This is a genomic window from Geothrix sp. (genome assembly GCF_030219325.1).
Taxonomy (GTDB): Bacteria; Acidobacteriota; Holophagae; order Holophagales; family Holophagaceae; genus Geothrix.
The window spans coordinates 3,415,199-3,433,519 of record NZ_CP126625.1; the positions used below are offsets into that span (position 1 = coordinate 3,415,199).

16 protein-coding genes are annotated in these 18,321 nt (G+C 70.1%); 13 read left to right on the forward strand and 3 right to left on the reverse strand.

The window, feature by feature from the left end; all coding sequences use genetic code 11:
* The first annotated feature begins 18 nt into the window (after positions 1-18).
* From argB to argC, 6 genes are all read left to right on the forward strand, one after another.
* On the forward strand, positions 19-945 hold the full coding sequence (gene argB / locus QOZ81_RS15190) for an acetylglutamate kinase (RefSeq protein ID WP_291204365.1): 927 nt from the start codon (positions 19-21) through the stop codon (positions 943-945).
* Positions 945-2,012, forward strand: coding sequence for a M20/M25/M40 family metallo-hydrolase (locus tag QOZ81_RS15195; protein ID WP_291204362.1), 1,068 nt, complete (start codon positions 945-947; stop codon positions 2,010-2,012). The genes argB and QOZ81_RS15195 overlap by 1 nt, the downstream gene beginning before the upstream one ends.
* On the forward strand, positions 2,002-3,360 hold the full coding sequence (gene argH / locus QOZ81_RS15200; protein WP_291204359.1) for an argininosuccinate lyase: 1,359 nt from the start codon (positions 2,002-2,004) through the stop codon (positions 3,358-3,360). Before QOZ81_RS15195 ends, argH begins: the two co-directional genes overlap by 11 nt.
* A 121-nt stretch (positions 3,361-3,481) precedes the next feature.
* Positions 3,482-4,669 (forward strand): argininosuccinate synthase, encoded by a 1,188-nt coding sequence (argG, locus tag QOZ81_RS15205; protein ID WP_291204356.1) that lies wholly within the window; start codon positions 3,482-3,484, stop codon positions 4,667-4,669.
* Positions 4,670-4,703: 34 nt separating this feature from the next.
* Positions 4,704-5,756: a hypothetical protein gene (locus QOZ81_RS15210; protein ID WP_291204353.1), complete on the forward strand. Its 1,053-nt coding sequence runs from the start codon at positions 4,704-4,706 to the stop codon at positions 5,754-5,756.
* Complete coding sequence (gene argC, locus QOZ81_RS15215; RefSeq protein ID WP_366082602.1) at positions 5,753-6,751, forward strand: N-acetyl-gamma-glutamyl-phosphate reductase; 999 nt, start codon at positions 5,753-5,755, stop codon at positions 6,749-6,751. The genes QOZ81_RS15210 and argC overlap by 4 nt, the downstream gene beginning before the upstream one ends.
* A 13-nt stretch (positions 6,752-6,764) precedes the next feature.
* On the opposite strand, the gene QOZ81_RS15220 is transcribed toward argC, so the two are convergent.
* A complete protein-coding gene (locus QOZ81_RS15220; RefSeq protein WP_291204347.1) occupies positions 6,765-7,226 on the reverse strand; it encodes a helix-turn-helix domain-containing protein in 462 nt (153 codons plus the stop codon).
* Between the two features lie 150 nt (positions 7,227-7,376).
* On the opposite strand from QOZ81_RS15220, the gene QOZ81_RS15225 reads away from it, so the two are divergent.
* On the forward strand, positions 7,377-10,232 hold the full coding sequence (locus QOZ81_RS15225; RefSeq protein ID WP_291204344.1) for a serine/threonine-protein kinase: 2,856 nt from the start codon (positions 7,377-7,379) through the stop codon (positions 10,230-10,232).
* 106 nt (positions 10,233-10,338) lie between these two features.
* Positions 10,339-11,715, forward strand: coding sequence for a M20/M25/M40 family metallo-hydrolase (locus QOZ81_RS15230; RefSeq protein ID WP_291204342.1), 1,377 nt, complete (start codon positions 10,339-10,341; stop codon positions 11,713-11,715).
* A 46-nt stretch (positions 11,716-11,761) separates the two neighbouring features.
* On the opposite strand, the gene QOZ81_RS15235 is transcribed toward QOZ81_RS15230, so the two are convergent.
* Complete coding sequence (locus QOZ81_RS15235) at positions 11,762-12,550, reverse strand: SDR family oxidoreductase (RefSeq protein ID WP_291204340.1); 789 nt, start codon at positions 12,548-12,550, stop codon at positions 11,762-11,764.
* A 74-nt stretch (positions 12,551-12,624) separates the two neighbouring features.
* On the opposite strand from QOZ81_RS15235, the gene QOZ81_RS15240 reads away from it, so the two are divergent.
* Entirely contained in the window at positions 12,625-13,242 is a 618-nt protein-coding gene (locus QOZ81_RS15240) for a DUF2238 domain-containing protein (RefSeq protein WP_291204337.1), read from the forward strand.
* Between the two features lie 63 nt (positions 13,243-13,305).
* A complete protein-coding gene (locus QOZ81_RS15245; protein ID WP_291204334.1) occupies positions 13,306-14,457 on the forward strand; it encodes a sensor histidine kinase in 1,152 nt (383 codons plus the stop codon).
* Position 14,458: 1 nt separating this feature from the next.
* Here the strand turns inward: QOZ81_RS15245 and QOZ81_RS15250 are convergent, their stop codons facing one another.
* Positions 14,459-14,980 carry a hypothetical protein gene (locus tag QOZ81_RS15250; RefSeq protein WP_291204331.1) on the reverse strand — a complete coding sequence of 174 codons (522 nt, stop codon included), beginning with the start codon at positions 14,978-14,980 and terminating at the stop codon, positions 14,459-14,461.
* Between the two features lie 63 nt (positions 14,981-15,043).
* Here QOZ81_RS15250 and QOZ81_RS15255 point away from each other — a divergent pair, with 63 nt between their 5' ends.
* From QOZ81_RS15255 to QOZ81_RS15265, 3 genes are read left to right on the forward strand one after another with little or no spacing between them, the layout of a single operon-like run.
* Positions 15,044-15,787, forward strand: coding sequence for an ABC transporter ATP-binding protein (locus tag QOZ81_RS15255; protein ID WP_291204328.1), 744 nt, complete (start codon positions 15,044-15,046; stop codon positions 15,785-15,787).
* A complete protein-coding gene (locus QOZ81_RS15260; protein WP_291204325.1) occupies positions 15,778-17,379 on the forward strand; it encodes a hypothetical protein in 1,602 nt (533 codons plus the stop codon). The genes QOZ81_RS15255 and QOZ81_RS15260 overlap by 10 nt, the downstream gene beginning before the upstream one ends.
* Positions 17,376-18,197 carry a hypothetical protein gene (locus QOZ81_RS15265; protein ID WP_291204323.1) on the forward strand — a complete coding sequence of 274 codons (822 nt, stop codon included), beginning with the start codon at positions 17,376-17,378 and terminating at the stop codon, positions 18,195-18,197. Before QOZ81_RS15260 ends, QOZ81_RS15265 begins: the two co-directional genes overlap by 4 nt.
* The last annotated feature ends 124 nt before the right edge of the window (positions 18,198-18,321 follow it).

Below are 18,321 nucleotides of genomic sequence, written 5' to 3' on the forward strand. Positions count from 1 at the left end.
TCCCGCCCCGAGGTCCTGATGCCCCTCTCCCCCAATCCCTACGCCGCCCTCAAGGAAGCCTCCCAGTACGTGCGGCTGTTCCGCGGCAAGACCTTCGTGGTGAAGGTGGGCGGCGAGGTCATCGCCGAACCCAAGATCCGCAAGGCCCTCTGCGAGCAGATCGCCCTGCTCTGGTCCTTCTCCATCAAGGTCGTGGTGGTGCATGGGGGCGGCGCCGAGCTGGACGCCGTCTGCGCCTCCATGAACATCCCCGTGGAGAAGGTGGCGGGCCGGCGTGTGACGAGCCCCGAGGTGCTGGACGCCGCCAAGATGGTCTTCGCCGGCCAGGTGCACATGGACCTGCTCTCGGAGCTGCAGGCCGCGGGCGTGCCGGCCGTGGGCCTCACCGGTCTCGATGCGGGCCTCGTGAAGGCCCACCGGCGTCCGCCCGTGGCCGTGATCCCCGATGGGGCCACCGAGCCCCAGCTGGTGGACTACGGCCTGGTGGGCGACATCGACGCCATCGATCCACATGTTCTCAGCCACCTGCTCGAGGGGGGGTTCGTGCCGGTGGTGGCGCCGCTTTCCGGGGGGGAAGACGGCGCCATTTACAACACCAACGCGGACACCATCGCCGCGAGCCTGGCCACCGCGCTGGGCGCCGAGAAGCTGTTCTTCCTGCTGTCGGTTCCGGGTCTGTTGAAGGACGTCGCCAAGTCCTCGTCGCTCATTCCCCACGCCACCCTGGAGGAACTGTCCGGTCTGGAGGCCAAGGGGGTGATCACCGGGGGCATGCGGCCCAAGATCACCGCCGTGAAGGCTGCGCTCCTGGGCGGCGTGCCCAGTGCCCACCTGGTGAGTGGCCTGGCCCCGGATGCCCTACTGGCGGAGATCTTCACCAACGAGGGCAGCGGGACGATGATCGTGGCCCCCGCGGTGGCGGCCACGCCCGCTGGGGCGCATTGATGGGCCCCGCCGAGCTGCTCACGCGCCTGGTCGGCACGCCCAGCGTGTCGGGTGAGGAAGGCCCGCTGGCGGACCTGGTGCAGGATCTCCTCGCCACCCGGGGCTTCGAGGTCCAACGCCAGGGGCACAACCTCTGGTTCAGCCTCGGGAAGAAGGGCGGCTCCCGGCTCCTGCTCAACTCGCACCTCGACACGGTGCCCCCCTGCGCGGGCTGGGAGGGGGATCCCTTTGCGCCCGTCTGGCACGGCGCCCGCCTCCAGGGACTCGGCGCCAACGACGCCAAGGGCTGCGTGGCGGCCCTCCTGCTGGCCGCCTTCGAGCTGGCGAAACTGGACCTCGACGGGGAAGTGGTGGTGGCCCTCACCGCCGAAGAGGAGACCGGCGGCCAGGGCATCGCCACCATCCTGGGCCAGCTCGGCCCCTTCGATGGCGCCGTGGTGGGCGAACCCACGGGCCTGCGCATCTGCGCGGCCCAGCGGGGCCTCCTGATCCTCAAGTGCACCGCCCGGGGCCAGAGCGGTCACGTGGCCAACGCCCAGATGCTGGGTGCCGAGAACGCCATCCACAAGGCGGCCCGGGACATCGCCAAGATCGCCGCCATGGACTTCCCCGCCCACCCGCTGCTGGGCTCGCAGAAGGCCCAGGTCACGCAGATCCAGGGCGGCCTGCGGCGCAACCAGGTGCCGGATGCCTGCGAGTTCTTCGTGGACCTGCGCACCAGCCCCGAGCAGGACCACGATGCCCTCGCGGCCGGCTTCCAGCGGCAGCTGGAAAGCGAAGTCGCCATCCACTCCAAGCGCTACCTGCCCAAGGGCACGGATCCGGGCCATCCCATCGTCCGGGCGGCCCTCGCGGCCGCCGGCAAGGCCGGCCCCGTGGGCTCCGGCACCACGTCGGACTGGGCCTTCCTGGGGAGCATCCGGGCGGTGAAGGCCGGGCCCGGCGACACCTTCCGCAGCCACACCCCCAACGAGTACCTCACCCTGCCCGAGCTCGAAGCGGGCGTGGCCTTCTACGCTCAGCTGGTCTCCACCTTCTTCAAGCTGCAGGTGCCAAATGAAGCCTGACGGAACAACCCTCTGGGCCAAGGACCTCCCCCTGGACGTGGCCATCCACCGCTTCACCGTGGGCGAGGATCCGGACACCGACCTGACCCTGCTGCCCTGGGACTGCCTGGGCAGCGCGGCCCACGCGAAGATGCTGGCGGCCACCGGGCTGCTGGAAACCGCCGATGCCGGCGCCCTGGTGCGGGGCCTGAAGCGCATCTCGAACCTCGCCCGGCAGAACGCCTTCCCCATTCCGCCACACCTGGAGGACGGCCACACTGCCATCGAGGCCGACCTCACCCGCAGCCTCGGCCCCGTGGGCCAGCGCATCCACCTGGGCCGTTCGCGCAACGACCAGGTCATCCTGGCCTTCCGGCTCTACCTGCGGGACGCCCTGCTGCGCCTGGGCCTCCGAGTGTCCGACCTGGCCGAGGCCTTCCTGGCCTTCGCGCGGGCGAACCAGGACGTGCCCCTGCCGGGCTACACCCACCTGCGCCGCGCCATGCCCAGCACCTTCGGCATGTGGGCCGCGGCCTTCGCCGAGGGACTGCTGGAGGAACTGGAGGCCCTGCAGTCGGTCTACCAGCGGCTCGACCGCTGCCCGCTGGGATCGGCCGCCGGCTTCGGCGTGCCCCTGCCCATCGACCGTGAACTGACGGCCAGGCTGCTGGGCTTCTCCAAGGTGCAGCGCAGCCCCATCGACGTGCAGAACAGCCGGGGCCGCCACGAGACGGCCATGCTCCAGTGGGCCGCGTCCACCGGCGGCGTCATCGAGAAGTTCCTGTGGGATGTGTCCTTCTACAGCACCGAGGAGTTCGGGTTCCTCAAGCTGCCGGACGCCTTCACCACGGGCTCGAGCATCATGCCCCAGAAGAAGAACCCCGACGTGGTGGAACTGGCCAGGGGCCGCTGCCGCGAACTGCGGGGCACGGCGGGCCTGGTGGAGCAGATCGCCTCCGGCCTGCCCTCCAGCTACCACCGCGACCTGCAGCTGCTCAAGCGCCCCGTCATCCTGGGCCTGCGCCAGGCGGATGAGCTCTTCGGCGTGCTGGTGCGGCTCATCCCCGCCCTCAGCGTGAACGGGGCGGCCACCGCCGCCGCCAGCACGGACGAGCTCTACGCCGCCCACCAGGCCTACGTCTACGTGCAGGGCGGCCTGCCCTTCCGCGAGGCCTACCGCAAGGTCGCCCAGCAGCTGCAGGACGGCACCTTCGCTCCGGACCGCGCCGCCCTCACCGCCACCCACCTCGGCGGCGCCGGCAACCTGGGCCTCGACGACCTCGCCGCCGACCTTTCCGCTGCGCGAACCTGGATCGAAGCCAAGCGCGAGGTCCATGTGGAAGCGGAGGCGGCGCTATGGGCGAACTGATGAAAGATCAACGCAAAGACGCAAAGGCGCGAAGAAAAGCCACCTTGGCAACCCCTGCTCTTCTTTGCGCCCTTTGCGCCTTTGCGACAAGTCCTTTGGCTTTCATCTGGAAGGGCCTCCCATGAGCAAGCTCGCCGTCCTCGCCTTCTCCGGCGGCCTCGACACGTCCTTCTGCGTGTTCTACCTGAAAGAGCAGGGCTACGACGTGGCCACGGTCACGGTGAACACCGGCGGCTTCTCGCCGGAGGAATTGGCGCGCATCGAGGCCACCTCCCCGAAGCTGGGCGCCCTCAGCCACACCACCGTGGACGCCCGCGCCGGGCTCTTCGACGGCTACCTGCGCTACCTGATCTACGGCAACGTGCTGCGCGGCCAGATGTACCCGCTGTCCGTCTCCGCCGAGCGGGTCTGCCAGGCCCGGGCCGTGGCCGAGCTGGCCAAGGCCATGGGTGCCGCCGCCATCGCCCACGGTTCCACCGGCGCCGGCAACGACCAGGTGCGCTTCGACGTGGCCTTCCGTGCCCTGGCACCCGAGCTGGCGATCCTCACCCCCATCCGCGACCTGGGCCTGTCCCGGGCCGAGGAGATGGCCTACTGCGCCGAGCGCGGCCTGGTGTTCCCGGAGAAGACCAGGGACTACTCCATCAACGAGGGCATGTGGGGCACCAGCGTGGGGGGCCGCGAGACCCTCGACGCCTGGACCACCCTGCCCGAAGCGGCCTTCCCCGGCGGCATCATCGGCGCCCTGGCACCCAAGACCCTGACCCTCAGCTTCGATGAGGGCGTACCCGTGGCCCTGGACGGCAATGCCATGGATCCCGTCACCCTCGTCGCCCAGCTCAACGCCATCGGGCGCCCCTACGGCATCGGCCGCGGCGTGCACCTGGGCGACACCATCCTGGGCATCAAGGGTCGCGTGGGCTTCGAGGCCCCGGCGGCGCATCTGCTCATCGGCGCCCACCGGGAGCTGGAGAAGCTGGTGCTGAGCGGCAAGCAGCTCTTCTGGAAGGAGTCCCTGGGCAACCTCTACGGCAGCCTGCTGCACGAGGGCCACTTCTTCGATCCCCTGGCCCGCGACCTGGAGGCCTTCCTGCAGTCCAGCCAGGACCGCGTCTGCGGCGAGGTGCGCCTCACCCTGCACCCCCGCGCCTTCGTGGTGGAGGGCGTGCAGTCGCCCTACTCGCTGATGGACCCGCGCATCGCCACCTACGGCGAGGCCAACAAGCTCTGGACCGGCGCCGAAGCCGCGGGCTTCGCGAAGGTCTTCGGCGTTCAGCAGACTTTGACACTCAAGGCAAAAGGCAACTGATCACCGCGGTGAATCCTTTTCAAGGAACAACCTCATGCGCATCCACGTCGACAAGCTCGCCTCGGTCACCCGCAACCTGCGGCTGGGCCGCACCCTGACCCTCGGCAGCGAAATCCTGCTCGAAGAAGGCTCCGTCATCGCCTGCAAGGTGCGGGGCGAGAAGAGCACCTACAACCAGCTGGAGGATCCCCACGGCCGCATGAGCACCCTGCATGACGGCGACATCCTCGTGGGCGCCCTGGGCCACCGCAACGCCCTGCAGGGCTACGAGGGCGTCATGCCCAAGGCCCTGAAGCCCGGCGACACCGTGAACCTGCTGAACATGGGCGGCGTCCTCGGCCGATGCCTGTCGCACAACCCCGACGTGGGCAAGCCCTTCGAGCTGGAGGTGCTGGGCCAGGTGCTGGTGTTCCCCGAGTTCCAGTCCCGCGCCGGCCAGCCCGCCCACATCCGCATGGGCGCCCTCAAGGGTACGGGCCTCTCTGCCCACTGCCCGGTGGTGTACGTGGCGGGCACCTGCATGAACGCGGGCAAGACCGCCGCCGCCTGCGCCACCATCCGCCAGCTCAGCCGCGCGGGCTACCGGGTGGGAGCCTGCAAGCTCACGGGCGTCTCGCTCATGCGCGACGCCCTGGCCATGCGCGACTACGGCGCGGAAGTGGCCCTCGATTTCACGGATGCGGGCATCGTGTGCACCGATGCGGGCAGCGCCGCCGGCGTCTCGCACATCATCTTCTCGGAGCTGGCCTCCCATGGCGTGGATGTCATCGTGGCCGAGACCGGCGACGGCATCATGGGCGAGTACGGCGTGCAGGCCATCCTGCAGGATGCCGAGCTCATGGCCTTGAGCGGCGTGTTCATCGTCTGCGCCAACGACCCCGTGGGCGCGGCCGGGGCCGTGCACAACCTGACCTCCGCCTACGGCATCAAGACGGATCTCGTGGCCGGTCCCGCCACGGACAACCGCGTGGGCGAGCGCTTCGTCGCCACCCTGGGCCTCCCCGCCCGCAACGCCCGGGCCGATGCGGATGCCCTCGGCCGCTTCGTGCTCGACCTCCTCGAGCCCAAGCTCGCGGCCAAGGTATGAGTTCCGTGGATGTCCTCATCCTCGGCGCGTCGGGCTATGGCGGCGGAGAGCTGCTGCGGTGGCTTTCCAATCACCCGGCGGTAACCTCCATTCGCGGGACGGCGCGCAGCCACGCCGGCAAGCCCTTCCATGCCCAACACCCGAACCTGCGCGGCCTGGTCGACGGCACCTTCGAAGCAGCGCCGGACTGGGCGGCCCTGGCCCAGAGCGAGACCCCCGTGCTGTTCGCGGCCCTGCCCCACGGCGAGTTTGCCAAGCAGTGGCCCGACTTCCAAAGCGAGTGGGATCGCCTGGGGCTCACGGACAAGCTCACCATCATCGACCTCTCCGCGGACTTCCGCCTGGACCCCGCCTGGGTCTACGGCCTGGTGGACTGGCAGCCCGAGCGCATGAGGGGTGCCCGGCGCATCGCCAACCCCGGCTGCTTCGCCACGGCCCTGCAGTTGGCCCTGCTGCCCCTGGCCGAGTGGAAGCCGGCCTTCGTGGCCGTCACCGCCGCCACGGGTTCCTCAGGGTCGGGCGCCGCGCCCAGCGACACCACCCACCACCCCACCCGTGCCAACGACTTCCGCGCCTACAAGATGCTCGGCCACCAGCACGAGGCCGAGGTGCTGCGCACCCTCGCCGTCGCGGGCTGGCAGGCGCCCCTCAGCTTCGTGCCCCAGAGTGCCCCCATGGTGCGTGGGATCTTCGCCACGGCCCAGTTCCCGCTGCCCGCTGGCGTAGTTGAGGACACCCTCAGGGCGCACTATGCAGCCTTCTACCGGGACCGTTTCTTCATCCGCATGGTGGAGGGCAGCCCCCGCGTGGCCGCCACCACCGGCAGCGCCTTCGCCGATCTTGGCGTCGCCGCCCGGAACGGCCACGCCGCCGTCATGGTCGCCCTCGACAACCTGGGCAAGGGCATGGCGGCCCAGGCCGTGCAGAACCTCAACCTGGCCCTGGGCCTGCCGGAATGGACGGGGCTGAAGGCTGCTTCGACCTTCCCCGGTTGAGGACGGATCTGCTCTATCGCACCACCACCCACGCCTTCCGCCCCTTCTTGAGGGCGCGGAGGAGGGCGGCCATGGCTTCGGCGGCGTCGGTGGAGGTCTGGGTGCCGGTGCGCTCGTCGAGGAGCATGACCTGGCCGGGTGCCACCGGGGGGAGGGCCAGGGTGGTCTCCACCACGGAGCCCTCCGGCTCGGCTTCGGGCAGGGGCCGTCGCGTGGCTTCTTCCAGGAACCCGAGCCCAGTGTCCAGGCCGGCCAGGCTCACGCCATAGTGCTTGGCCAGGGCCCCCAGGGTGACGGCGCTGGGCCGGGTACGGCCCACTTCCCAGCTGCTGATCATGGCCTGCTCACAGCCCAGGGCCTGGCTCACCTCCACCTGGGTGAGGCCGGACTGCTTGCGCAGCCACCGCAGACGCTCCGCCAGCGTGCGCGGGTGCGTCGGCATGGGCGAGGTCTCATAGGGGCCGCGGGTAGGCATGGCTCCATTGAAGCCCGGGAGGAGCCGCGCGTCCAGAGATGGGGACGCAATACCTGCTTTGGTAGGAATCGAAGGAGACCCGAATTTTGCCACCCGCGGGTATCCACTGCTCCGCCGTTCCGCTAGAAATAGAGACATCCACTGCACCCCATGACGCTCCTCGAAAGTGATCCCTCCCCTGAACCCGGGACGATGCCGCCCTGGGCCAGGTCTGCGGACTGCGTGGCGGTGGACCGCTACCTCCTCGGCCCGGAGCTGGGCCGGGGCGGCATGGGCCGGGTGCATGCGGCCTGGGACCCGGTGCTCAAGCGCGTGGTGGCCCTGAAGCTGCTGCTGGGGCATGATCCCGACCTGCACCTCCGCCTGCTGCGGGAGGCCCGGACCCAGGCCAAGCTCGACCACCCGGGCATCTGCCGCATCCACGACCTGGGCCACTCGGAGGGGCGTCCCTACATCGCCATGCAGCTGGTGCAGGGCCGCTCCCTGGTGGACCTGCACCCCGAGCTGGACTTCCGGGCCATGGCCTCGGTGATGGCGGACGTGGCGGAGGCCATCCACGCCGCCCACCTGGCGGGCCTGATCCACCGCGACCTGAAGCCGGCGAACATCCTCGTCGAGACCCGCCCGGATGGCAGCCTGCGCCCCTGCGTGGTGGACTTCGGCCTGGCCCGGGATCTCACCCTGCTGGACCAGACGCTGTCCTGGGCGGTGATGGGCACGCCCGCCTTCATGAGCCCCGAGCAGACGCAGGGCGAGGCCCTGGGCCCCAGCACGGACATCTACAGCCTGGGCGCCACCCTCTACGCGCTCGTCACCGGGCAGCCACCCTACGAGGGGTCCACGCTGGCGGGCCTCATCACGAACCAATCGGACTCGGGCGTGCGGGCCGTGCGGCGGCTCAACCCGGGGGTGCCGAGGGACCTGGAGACCATCACCCTGAAGTGCCTGGAGCGGGAGCCAGCCAGACGCTACGGGACCGCCAAGGACCTGGGGGCGGACCTGCGCCGCTTCCTGGCGGACGAGCCCATCCAGGCCCGCCCCGTGGGCCCGCTCGGCAGGCTGTGGCGCTGGTCGAAACGCCGCCCGGCCCTGGCCGCCACCGCCACGACGGGAATTCTCGCCTCGGTGCTCCTGTTGGCCTGGAACGGCCACATCCGCGCCACCTCGCGCCTGCGGGAGGAAGCGGCCCAGCGCTTCGCCCTGGAGATCCGGGATGCGGAGCACCTGCTGCGCATCGAGCGCATGATGCCCCGGCATGACATCCGGCCGGCGGAGGCGCGGCTGCGGACGAGGATGGCGGCGATCCAGGATGAGATGGCCCGACTGGGCGGGTCCGCCCAGGGGCCCGCCCACTACGCCCTGGGCCGGGGGTACCTGGCGCTGCGGGAATACGCAGAGGCTGTCCGGCACCTGGCGGCCGCCTGGAGTTCGGGGTTCCAGGCCCCGGAAGTGGCGCACGGCCTCGCGCTGACACGGCTGAAGCAGTATGAGAACCGGAGGCTCGAACTCGTCGGCCAACTCGCCTCGCGGGAGGACCTGCGCAAAGTCGCCGCCGAGATGGTCCCGCTGGCCCTGACGTGGATGGCGCGCGCCAAAGGGGCCAGCGTGGACCACCCCGAGTACGGCATCGGGCTCGCCGCCCAGGCCGAAGGGCGCCACGACGAAGCGGATCGGCACTACGCCCTCGCCCTGGACCAGGCGCCCTGGCTGTTCGAGGTCTGGGGCTCCCGGGCCGCCAATGCCGTGGAGGCGGTGTTCGCGACCACCGACACGCCCGGTTACGACCGCATCCATGCCCAGTACAAGCGGGCCCTGGGCTACCTGAATGAGGCCGAGCAGATCGCCCCGAGCGATGACGAGGCCGTCCTCCGGCACTCGAACCTCGTCACCTCGGAGGGGATCTCCCAGGCGGCCCGCCACCGCCGCCGGGCCGAGCCCTTTCTGGAGGCCCACCGGCTGCTGGAAATCGCGCTGCGGATCCGCCCGGATGCCGAAGAGCCCCGCATCACCCTGCCGAACAGCGCCCTGCAGGTGGGATTCATCCAGCTGTCCAACGGGGGCGATCCAGCCCCCCTCGTGCGGAAGGCCGCCCAGGACCTGGAAGCCTTCGCCCCGCGCGAGGCCTGGACCCGCGAATCGGACTGGACCGCCGCCAAGGGGACCCTGCACCACCTCTGGTGGGTGGTCGCCGAGGCCGACCAGCGCTTCGGCCGCAGTCCCGACCAGGCCCTCGCCCGCGCCCGGCACTGGCGCGACCAGGTACCCGCCGACCCCCATCACGCCTTCTCCCGGCTCATTGAAGCGAAGCACCTGGCCGATCGGGGCGCGGACCCGAGGCCCATCTACGAAGAGACCCTCCAGGTCCTGGACAGCCTCGGCACCCGGGCCAACTTCAAGGGCACCGTGTTCTACAACAGCACCCTGGGACAGGCCCTCTTCGAGCGGGGCGCCTGGGAGTGGGCCCACCATCGCGGAGGCCAGGACGCCCTGCGCAGGGCTGCCCGGCAGCTGGAACCCAACCTGAAGATCGACCCCCAGTTCGCCTACACCTTCTACCACCTGCCCAGGGCCCACGCTCTGCTCGCCCGGATGGCCCTCGCCGCGGGGCAGGATCCCTGGCCCCACGTGAAGGCCGCCCTCGCCACGGGGAAGCAGGGCCAGGCCATCAACCCGGACAATGCCAACCTGCACCTGGCCGCGGCGGATGCCCTCCTGGCCGAAGGCCAGGCGCGGGCCAGCGGAGGACTGGACGCGACCCGCTCCTGGGCGGACTGTCGCGCCGCCCTCGCCCTGGGGGAGCGGGCCAATCCCCGGGACTACCGGCTCAAGCTGCTGCAGGCGGAAGCGGAGCTCGCCGAGGCCGAAGCCGGCGGAAATTCCACCCTGCACCTTCAAGCCGCCCGGATCGCCTGTCAGGCCGGACTGGCGCTCAAGCGGAATGAACCGCAATTCCGTCGTCTGCTGGCCCGCCTGGGCAGCCCTGAGGCGGGGGCCCCCCGGCCCTGAGGTGAGGTCGAAGCCACGGCCACCCTCTCCAACTCTCGACCCATAGGTCCTTTTATAGACAACACTTCGGGCTGTGGGATGATGGGTTCCCCTTTCCGGAGCAACCATGAATCCTTCCCTTCTCACCCGCGAGGCCCTGGGCCAGTTCGCCAACGAAAGCCGCGCGGCTTTCGAGGCGGAGCTGAAAACCCTGGTGGAGATCCCCTCCATCAGCGCCGACCCGGCCCGGCAGGGCGACGTGCGGCGCGTGGCGGAGGCGGCGCGGGCCCTGTTCGAGCGGCACGGTGGCAAGGCCGAGATCCTGGAAACCAGCGGGAATCCGCTCATCCACGGATGGTTCGGCGAGGATCCCAGCCTGCCCACCATCACGGTCTACAACCACATGGACGTGCAGCCCGCCAACGAACCCGAGTGGACGGCCGAGCCCTTCACCTTCGTGGTGGACGGCGACACCTACCGCGGGCGCGGCAGCACGGACGACAAGGGCCCGGCCGTGACGGCATTCTTCGGCGCCCTGGCGGCCCGGCGCGCAGGCGTGCCCCTCAACATCCACTTCCTCTGGGAGACCGAGGAGGAGATCGGCTCCCCCAGCTTCGAAGGCGGGCTCAACCGGCACAAGGACCGCCTGAAGACCAACGCCATCGTGGTGAGCGACACGGTCTGGATCACCCGCGGCAAGCCCAGCACCCCCGCGGGCCTGCGCGGCCTCAAGGGCTTCCGCCTCACGCTGGAGACGGCCGACCACGACCTGCACAGCGGCGTGGTGGGCGGCGCCGCGCGCAACCCGCTCTCCGAGCTGATCAAGGTGGTCGCCGAGATGATGGACGGCGAGACCGGCAAGGTGAAGATCCCCGGCTTCTACGACGAGGTGGTGAAGCCCTCCAAGCAGGAGCTGGAGGAGTGGGCCCACGCGGGCTTCAGCGTGGAGACCTTCAAGAAGGACCACATGATCACCGGCATGCGCACCGAGGATCCCATCAAGGTCATGAAGCGCGTCTGGGGCCGTCCCACCATGGAGGTGCACGGCATGGTCGGCGGCTACACCGGCCCCGGCATCAAGAGCGCCGTGCCGCCCCGCGCCGAGGTCAAGATGAGCTGCCGCCTGGTGCCCGACATGGACGAGCACAAGACCATCGCCCGCATCCGCGCCTTCGTGAACGAGCGCTTCCCCGACGTGCAGTTCCACGAGGAGCACGGCTTGGCACCCTTCAAGGGCCACGTCACCGGCCCCTACGCCGAGGCCATCAAGGATGCCTACAAGTTCGCCTTCAATGCCCCCTGCAGCTTCACCCGCGAGGGCGGCAGCATCGGCGCCGTGAAGACCATGGAGGATCTCCTGGGCTGTGAAGTCTTCTTCCTCGGGCTGAGCCTCCCCAGCCACGGCTACCACGCCCCCAACGAGAACTACGACTGGGAGCAGGCCGGTGGCGGCATCGCGGCCTTTGCGCACTACTTCCAGACGGTGAGCGGCATCAAGAACTGATGGCCGTTCCTTGCGAAAATCGCCGGCCGTTGGCCGGCGATTTTCGTCAGAACGTGCCTTGGACGAGGCCGCCGTCCACCAGCAGGCTCTGGCCGGTCACATAGGAGGCCGGGCCGCTGCACAGGAAGGCGATGACACTGCCCACCTCGGCCGGCTCGCCGATGCGCCGGGCAGGGATGGCGGCCGCCTGGCGGGCGAAGTGCTCCTCGACGGTGATGTTGTCGGCCTTGGATTTCACTTCGGCCAAGTGCAGCTGCCGGTCGGTCATGACATGACCCGGCAGCAGGGCGTTGACGGTGATCCCGTCGGCGGCGGTCTCCAGGGCGAGGGTGCGTGTGAGGCCCGACAGTCCGGCACGCAGGGTGGAGCTGATGGTGAGCAGAGGATAGGGCTGCTTGGCCACCAGGCTCGTGATGTGGACGATGCGGCCCCACTTCCGCGCCTTCATGGCCGGCAGCACCAGGCGGGTCATGCGCACCACGTTCAGCAGGGTGGAGTCCACGCCGGAGGTCCAGTCCTCATCGCTGAGGTGGTCGAAGGTCGCGGCCTTGGGGCCGCCCGTGTTGGTGATGAGGATGTCCACCGGGCCCAGGGCCGCCACGGTGGCCGCGTGCCAGCGGGCCAGGTCCTCGGCGCTGGAGATGTCCGCCGCCACCGCCAGGGCGCGGATTCCCAGGGCCGCCAGCTCCGCCCGGGTCACCTCCAGGGCCTCGGCGCCCCGGCCGCAGATGGAGACCGCGCAGCCCTCGGCCCCCAGCGCCAGGGCCGCCGCTCGGCCGAGGCCCTTGCTGCCCGCCGCCACCATCGCCACCTTGCCCCGAATGCCCAGATCCATGTCGTCCTCCAGGCCCCCAGGATAGGCGCTTCCGCCCTTGCTATGCTCAGGCCACGCTCCTCCAGGGGAACCCCATGACGGCCAAGCGCCTTCCGTTGTCATTGCTCCTGTTCGTCACCGCGGCCTTCCTGCTGCTGGGCTGGCATCCCAGGGCGGACCGCTTCACCTGGTTCATGGAGAACGTCCCGGTGATCATCGGCGTGCCGGCGCTGGTGCTCACCCACCGGCGCTTCCCGCTCACGAATCTGCTCTATGTCCTGATCGCCCTGCACTGCCTGGTGCTGATGGTGGGGGGCTACTGGACTTATGCGGAAGTGCCCGCAGGCTTCTGGGTGAAGGGCTGGCTGCATCTGGCGCGCAATCCCTATGACCGGCTGGGCCACCTCTTCCAGGGCTTCGTGCCGGTGCTGATCTTCCGGGAGGTGCTCCTGCGGAAGGGCGTCCTGAAGCCCGGGGGCTGGTCCGTGGTGGTGCTGATCCTCATGGTGCTGGGGCTCAGCGCGGCCTACGAACTGCTGGAGTGGCAGACGGCCGTGTGGACCGGCAGTTCGGCCGATGCCTTCCTGGGCAGCCAGGGCGATCCCTGGGACACCCAGTGGGACATGGCCTGCGCCCTGATCGGGGCCAGCCTGGCCCTGGCCTCCCTTTCTAAGACTCATGATCAATTCATGCATTCCCTTTCCATCGATTAATTCAACCTGGGAAAAGACCGATACATTTTGCAAGGCACCCCGCCCCGATCCCAGGGAGCTCCCATGGTCTTCGAGGAACAGTCTTGGCCAGAGGCATCGGCCCCGACCCATTTCGCGACGGCGGAACGGTCCAGCCCCGAGGAGCTGCGCCTGGAGGCCGAGGCCTGCCTGGGCCACCCGGTGGCCGGATTCCTGATGCACGCCCTGGACGGCCTGGTGCTGATCCTGGACGCCCACCGCCAGATCCTGGCCACCAACGACAAGATGCTCCAGGTGGTGGACACGGCCGATGGCTGCGTCATGGGGCGCCGCCCCGGTGAGCTGTTTGGATGCATCCAGGTGGCGGGCAGCCCTGGAGGCTGCGGCACCAACCACGCATGCGCCCATTGCGGTGCGGTGCTGGCCATTCTGGAAGCCCAGCGGACCGGGAAGCCCATCCAATCCGAGTGCCTCCTCACCCTCCGCCGCGGGGAGCGCACCGAGAGCGTGGAGTTCGAGCTGGTGGCCAGTCCCCTGGCCGTAGGCCCGCACCAGTTCCTCGCGGTGGTGCTGCACGACCTCAGCGCGGTCAAGCGGCGGGACGCACTGGAGCGCCTGTTCTATCACGACGTGGCCAACCTCATGCAGGGCATCCGGGGCTGGGCGGACCTGCTCGCCTCGGGGGCCAGCACCTCCAGAGACATCGCGCAGAAGCTCGCACACCTGACCGATCTGCTGGACCGGGAGCTGAAGAGCCATCACGCCATGGCCCAGGCCGAACATGGAGAGCTGAAACCCCGGGTACGGGCCGTTCTGCCCCTGGAGATCCTGGTGGATGTCGGCGACCTGCTGAGCCGGCATGCATTGGCCCGAGACCGGGACGTGGAGCTCCTCCCCGCCCCGGAGGAGCAGATCCACACCGATCCCGAGCTGCTGTCCCGGGTGGTGCTGAACATGGCGGTGAATGCCGTGGAGGCCTCCTTCATGGGCGAGACCATCACCCTCTCGGCCCAGCTCGAGGGGCCGGACATCCGCTTCCAGGTCCACAACCCCGGCGAGATCCCGGCGGACATCCGCACCCGCATCTTCCAGCGCTCCTTCAGCACCAAGGGCGCCGCCGGACGAGGTCTCGGCACCTATGCCATGAAGCTCTTCGGCGAGAACGTGCTGCGCGGGAAGGTGGGCTTCGACACCGGGCCCGAAGGCACCACCTTCTGGATCCTGATCACCCGATAGTTCAGGACTGTGTGGGGCGCGGCGCCGCCGGAGGCGGGCAGCCCTGGGCCTGTCCCAGACCCTTGAGGTAGGACCGCCGCACGATCCCCGCCGCGATGGCCTTGGTGACCTGCCGCGAGGCCCGCTCGGCACCCGTCAGCTTCCGCACCCAGCCCCGGAAGGGGATCAGCGCCTCGGCGCTGCTCTTCACGGCGCCCACCGCCGCCTCGTCGATCTCGGCCCTGCCGCGTTCGGCCAGGCTGGGACTGGGGGCCTTCGGACCATCCAGGTCCTCACCCAGGGCCGCGTCCAGCAGCTGGACCTCGGCCGCCAGCCCGCCGCAGGTCGCATCGACTGGCGGGGCATAGGGGGCCTTCAGGGCGGCCAGCAGCACCGCCGGGATCTTGGCCCGCAGCAGGTTGAGGTCACTCAGGGGTGTGGTGGCGGCACCGGCCAGTTGATGAACCACTGGGGGCGTGGTCTCCGGCTTGGAGCAGGCCACCAGCGTCAGGAGCAGGGTCAGGGCAAAGCCGGGGATTCGCATGGCCTCGGAGTATATCGGGATCGGCCGCCCCGTCGGCCCGGGGGCCACTGCTACCCTCGAGACATGCTCGCTCTGGAACTCGACTCCCTCACCAAGCGGTTCGGCGACAAGGCGGCGGTGGACGGCCTCAGCCTGACCCTCGAGCCCGGGGCCTTCCTGGGTCTGCTGGGCCGCAATGGCGCCGGGAAGTCGACCACCCTGAAGATGGTGACGGGCCTACTGAAGCCGACGGCCGGGCGCATCCGCATCCTGGGGCTGGATCTCGAGGCCGATCCACTGGCGGTGAAGCGGCAGATCGGCGCCATGCCCGAGGACATGGCCCTGCTGGACATGCTCACGGGGCCCCAGTACCTGCGCTTCGTGGGGCGCATGTACGGCATGCCCGACGCCCTCATCGACGGACGGCGCGAAGAACTCTTCGACAAGCTGGACCTGGCCGTGGCGCCGAAGCAGCTCATCGCCGACTACAGCTTCGGCATGAAGAAGAAGGTGGCCCTCTGCGCCGCGCTCATCCACGGCCCGCGCATGGTCTTCCTCGACGAGCCCTTCGAGGGCATCGACCCCGTCACCAGCCGCACCATCAAGGACATCCTCCACAGCCTGCAGCAGAGTGGGGTGACCCTGGTGCTCACGAGCCACATCCTGGAAGTGGTGGAGCGGCTCTGCCCCCTCATCGCCATCCTCGACGACGGACGCCTCAAGGGCTTCGGCCCCCTGGAGGACCTGCGGCACGGTGGCGAGAGCCTCGAGCAGCTCTTCGTCAACCTGGTGGGCGGCGCCCAGAAGGGGAACCTGTCGTGGTTGTGAGCCCCTTCCGCGCCCTGCTGGCGGCCCACGGCCAGACCACCTGGAACCAGTCCGCCCGCGAGCTGGGACGGCAGGGCCAGTGGGCCCTGGTGCTCACGGTGCTCATTGCCGCCACCTTCGGCGCGGGCCTGCTCCTGGTGGGCACGGGGGTCCTCGGCTGGGTGCTCGGCGGCGCCCTGGACCGCCCGCTCCTGCCCCTGGTGCTGGGGGGCATGCTCACCTTGGTGGGCTTCGGCGGCGGCCTCATGGGCGGGGCCCTGGGCGGGGCGCGCCAACTCGCCTGGGAGTCTTACCGGGGCTTCCCCCTGCGGACCTCCACCTTGTATTCCGCCGAGCTGATGGCCGGTTTCGGTGACCTGCTCCCCCTCGCCCTGGGGAGCGCCATCGCGGGCCTGCTGGTGGGCATGGGGCTCCGCGTGCCCGCCACCCTGCCCCTGGTACCCCTGGTCTGGCTGGAGACCGTGCTCACCCTGCTGGCGGTCCAGCTGCTCATCGAGGGCCTGGCCGGGGCGCTGGTCCGCCGGCTGCGCTCGATCCTCATCGCCCTGGGCGTCCTGATCTGGCTGGGCAGCACCCTCCTTGGAGGCCGGGTCCCGGCCAAGTCCGCGGCAGCCCCTCCAGTCTCCATCTCCGCCGCCCAGGTCGAGCGCCTGCGGGCCGTCGGAACCCGGGTGGGCGCAGCGATGAACTTCCTCCCCGCCACCGCCTCCGCGCGCAGCCTCCAGCTGGCCCGCCAGGGGCGCTGGGGCGCGGCCGTCGGAACCCATGCCTACCCCCTGGGCCTCCTCGCGCTGCTCATGCTGATGGGTGCCCAGCTCATGCGCCGCGAGGCCGAGGCCGAACGCCGGCCCGAAAAGGGCGCCCGGGGGCAGCGGCTCTGGTCCTTCCACCACCCCGCCGAAGGCATCGGCCGGCTGCACTTCCAGACCATCATGCGCAGCCACCTGGGCCGCTTCGGCTTCCTCATGCCCCTCATGACCCTGGTGCTGCTGAAGGGCCCGCTCACCCACGTCGCCACCAAGGCCCTGTGGACGGTTCCCGCGGCCTTCGCCTACCTCTCGCTCGTGGGGAACAATTTCACGTTCAACCAGTTCGGCCTCGACCGCCACGGCGTGAAAGGGCTGCTGCTGCTCCCCGTGGCGTCCAGAGACCTCCTGAAGGGCAAGCTCCTGGGCATGGCCGGCCACCAGGGCCTGCAGGCCCTCCTGCTCGCGGGGCTGCTGGGCCTGGTGGACCACGCGCGGCCCGACCTGCTGCTCGCCGGGATCCTGCTGATGGCCTGCATCTTCCTGGCCCAGGCCGCGGTGGGCCAGTGGACCTCCGCCTGGGCCCCGCGCCCCATGGCCATGGACAGCCTCAAGAACAACAACATGCCCTTCACCATGGGCCTGCTGAGCATGGCCACCTCAGGCCTCTGGACGGGCCTCTACGGCGGGCTCTACGCCCTCATGGCCTGGCTTTCGCCGGGCTGGCTGCTGCCGGTCCTGGCCCTGGCCTTCGTCCTGACCCTGGGCGCCCATTTAGCGATCCTGCCCCACGCTGCGGCCTTCCTGGATCGCCGCCGCGAGGTGCTGGTGGAGCGCCTCGGATGATGAACCCCGCCGCGCTGCAGCTGGCCGCGGAACTGGGCGGCACCCTACTGAGCGGCGCCGCGGGCGGCCTGGGTGGCGGTCTCCTGCTGGTCGAGCGCAACCAGGGCCATGGCCTGCCCCAGGTGGCGGTGCTTGGACGGGGGGCCGCCGATCTGCTGGCCCCGCTGGAGGCCGCGGAACGACTCCAGGCCGCGGGTCTCCAGCTGAACCTCATGGCCCTGGTGCCCCTGCCCGGCTGCGACCTGGCATCGACCTTGGAGCTGCACCGCCGCCGCCTCGGCGCCCTGGTGGCAGCCCTGGACGCCGGCCTGCCCTGGCTGGGGGGCAAGCCCATGCTGGTGCGTCGGATGCCCGGCCGGATCCACCGCGCCACCCCGGTGCCCCTCGCCAAGGCCCCCATGGGACCTCTGGAGAAAACGGAGCTGAAGGCCTTCCTGGCGGACTGGGAGAAGGACCGCCGCAAGATGGTGTTCCGCCGTCCCGAGTGGCGCGAGGCCCCGGATCACGCGGAACACGGCGGCTTCGAGACCGAGCTCTGGCCCGGCGTGCCCCTGCCTGATGGGGCGGAGCTGCGGGTGACGCCCCTGGAACTGCCCTGCGCCACGCCCCTGACTGATGCCCTCCGGGTGGCGCTGCGAGCCGCCACCGGCACCCCGGTCCCCATCCTTCCGCTACCCGGGGATCCTGCGCCCCTGCACGCCCTGCGCCGGCTCACGCCGGAGATCGCCGCCTTCCGCGGACCGGCGCGGGCCTGGGAGCTGGCTCTGACGAATCTGGCGCGCCTGCCGGGTCCGCCCCATTTCTGCGCACGGTGCTGAGAGGGTGTAGCCGAATTCCCGCACGCCGCGACAGTGGTCAGCCACGTGATCCTGCAAGGAAGGGGTCGCAGGCCGTATCGGGTTATACGGACAAGGCCCCTGACACAGCAGGGCGCGTGGCTGG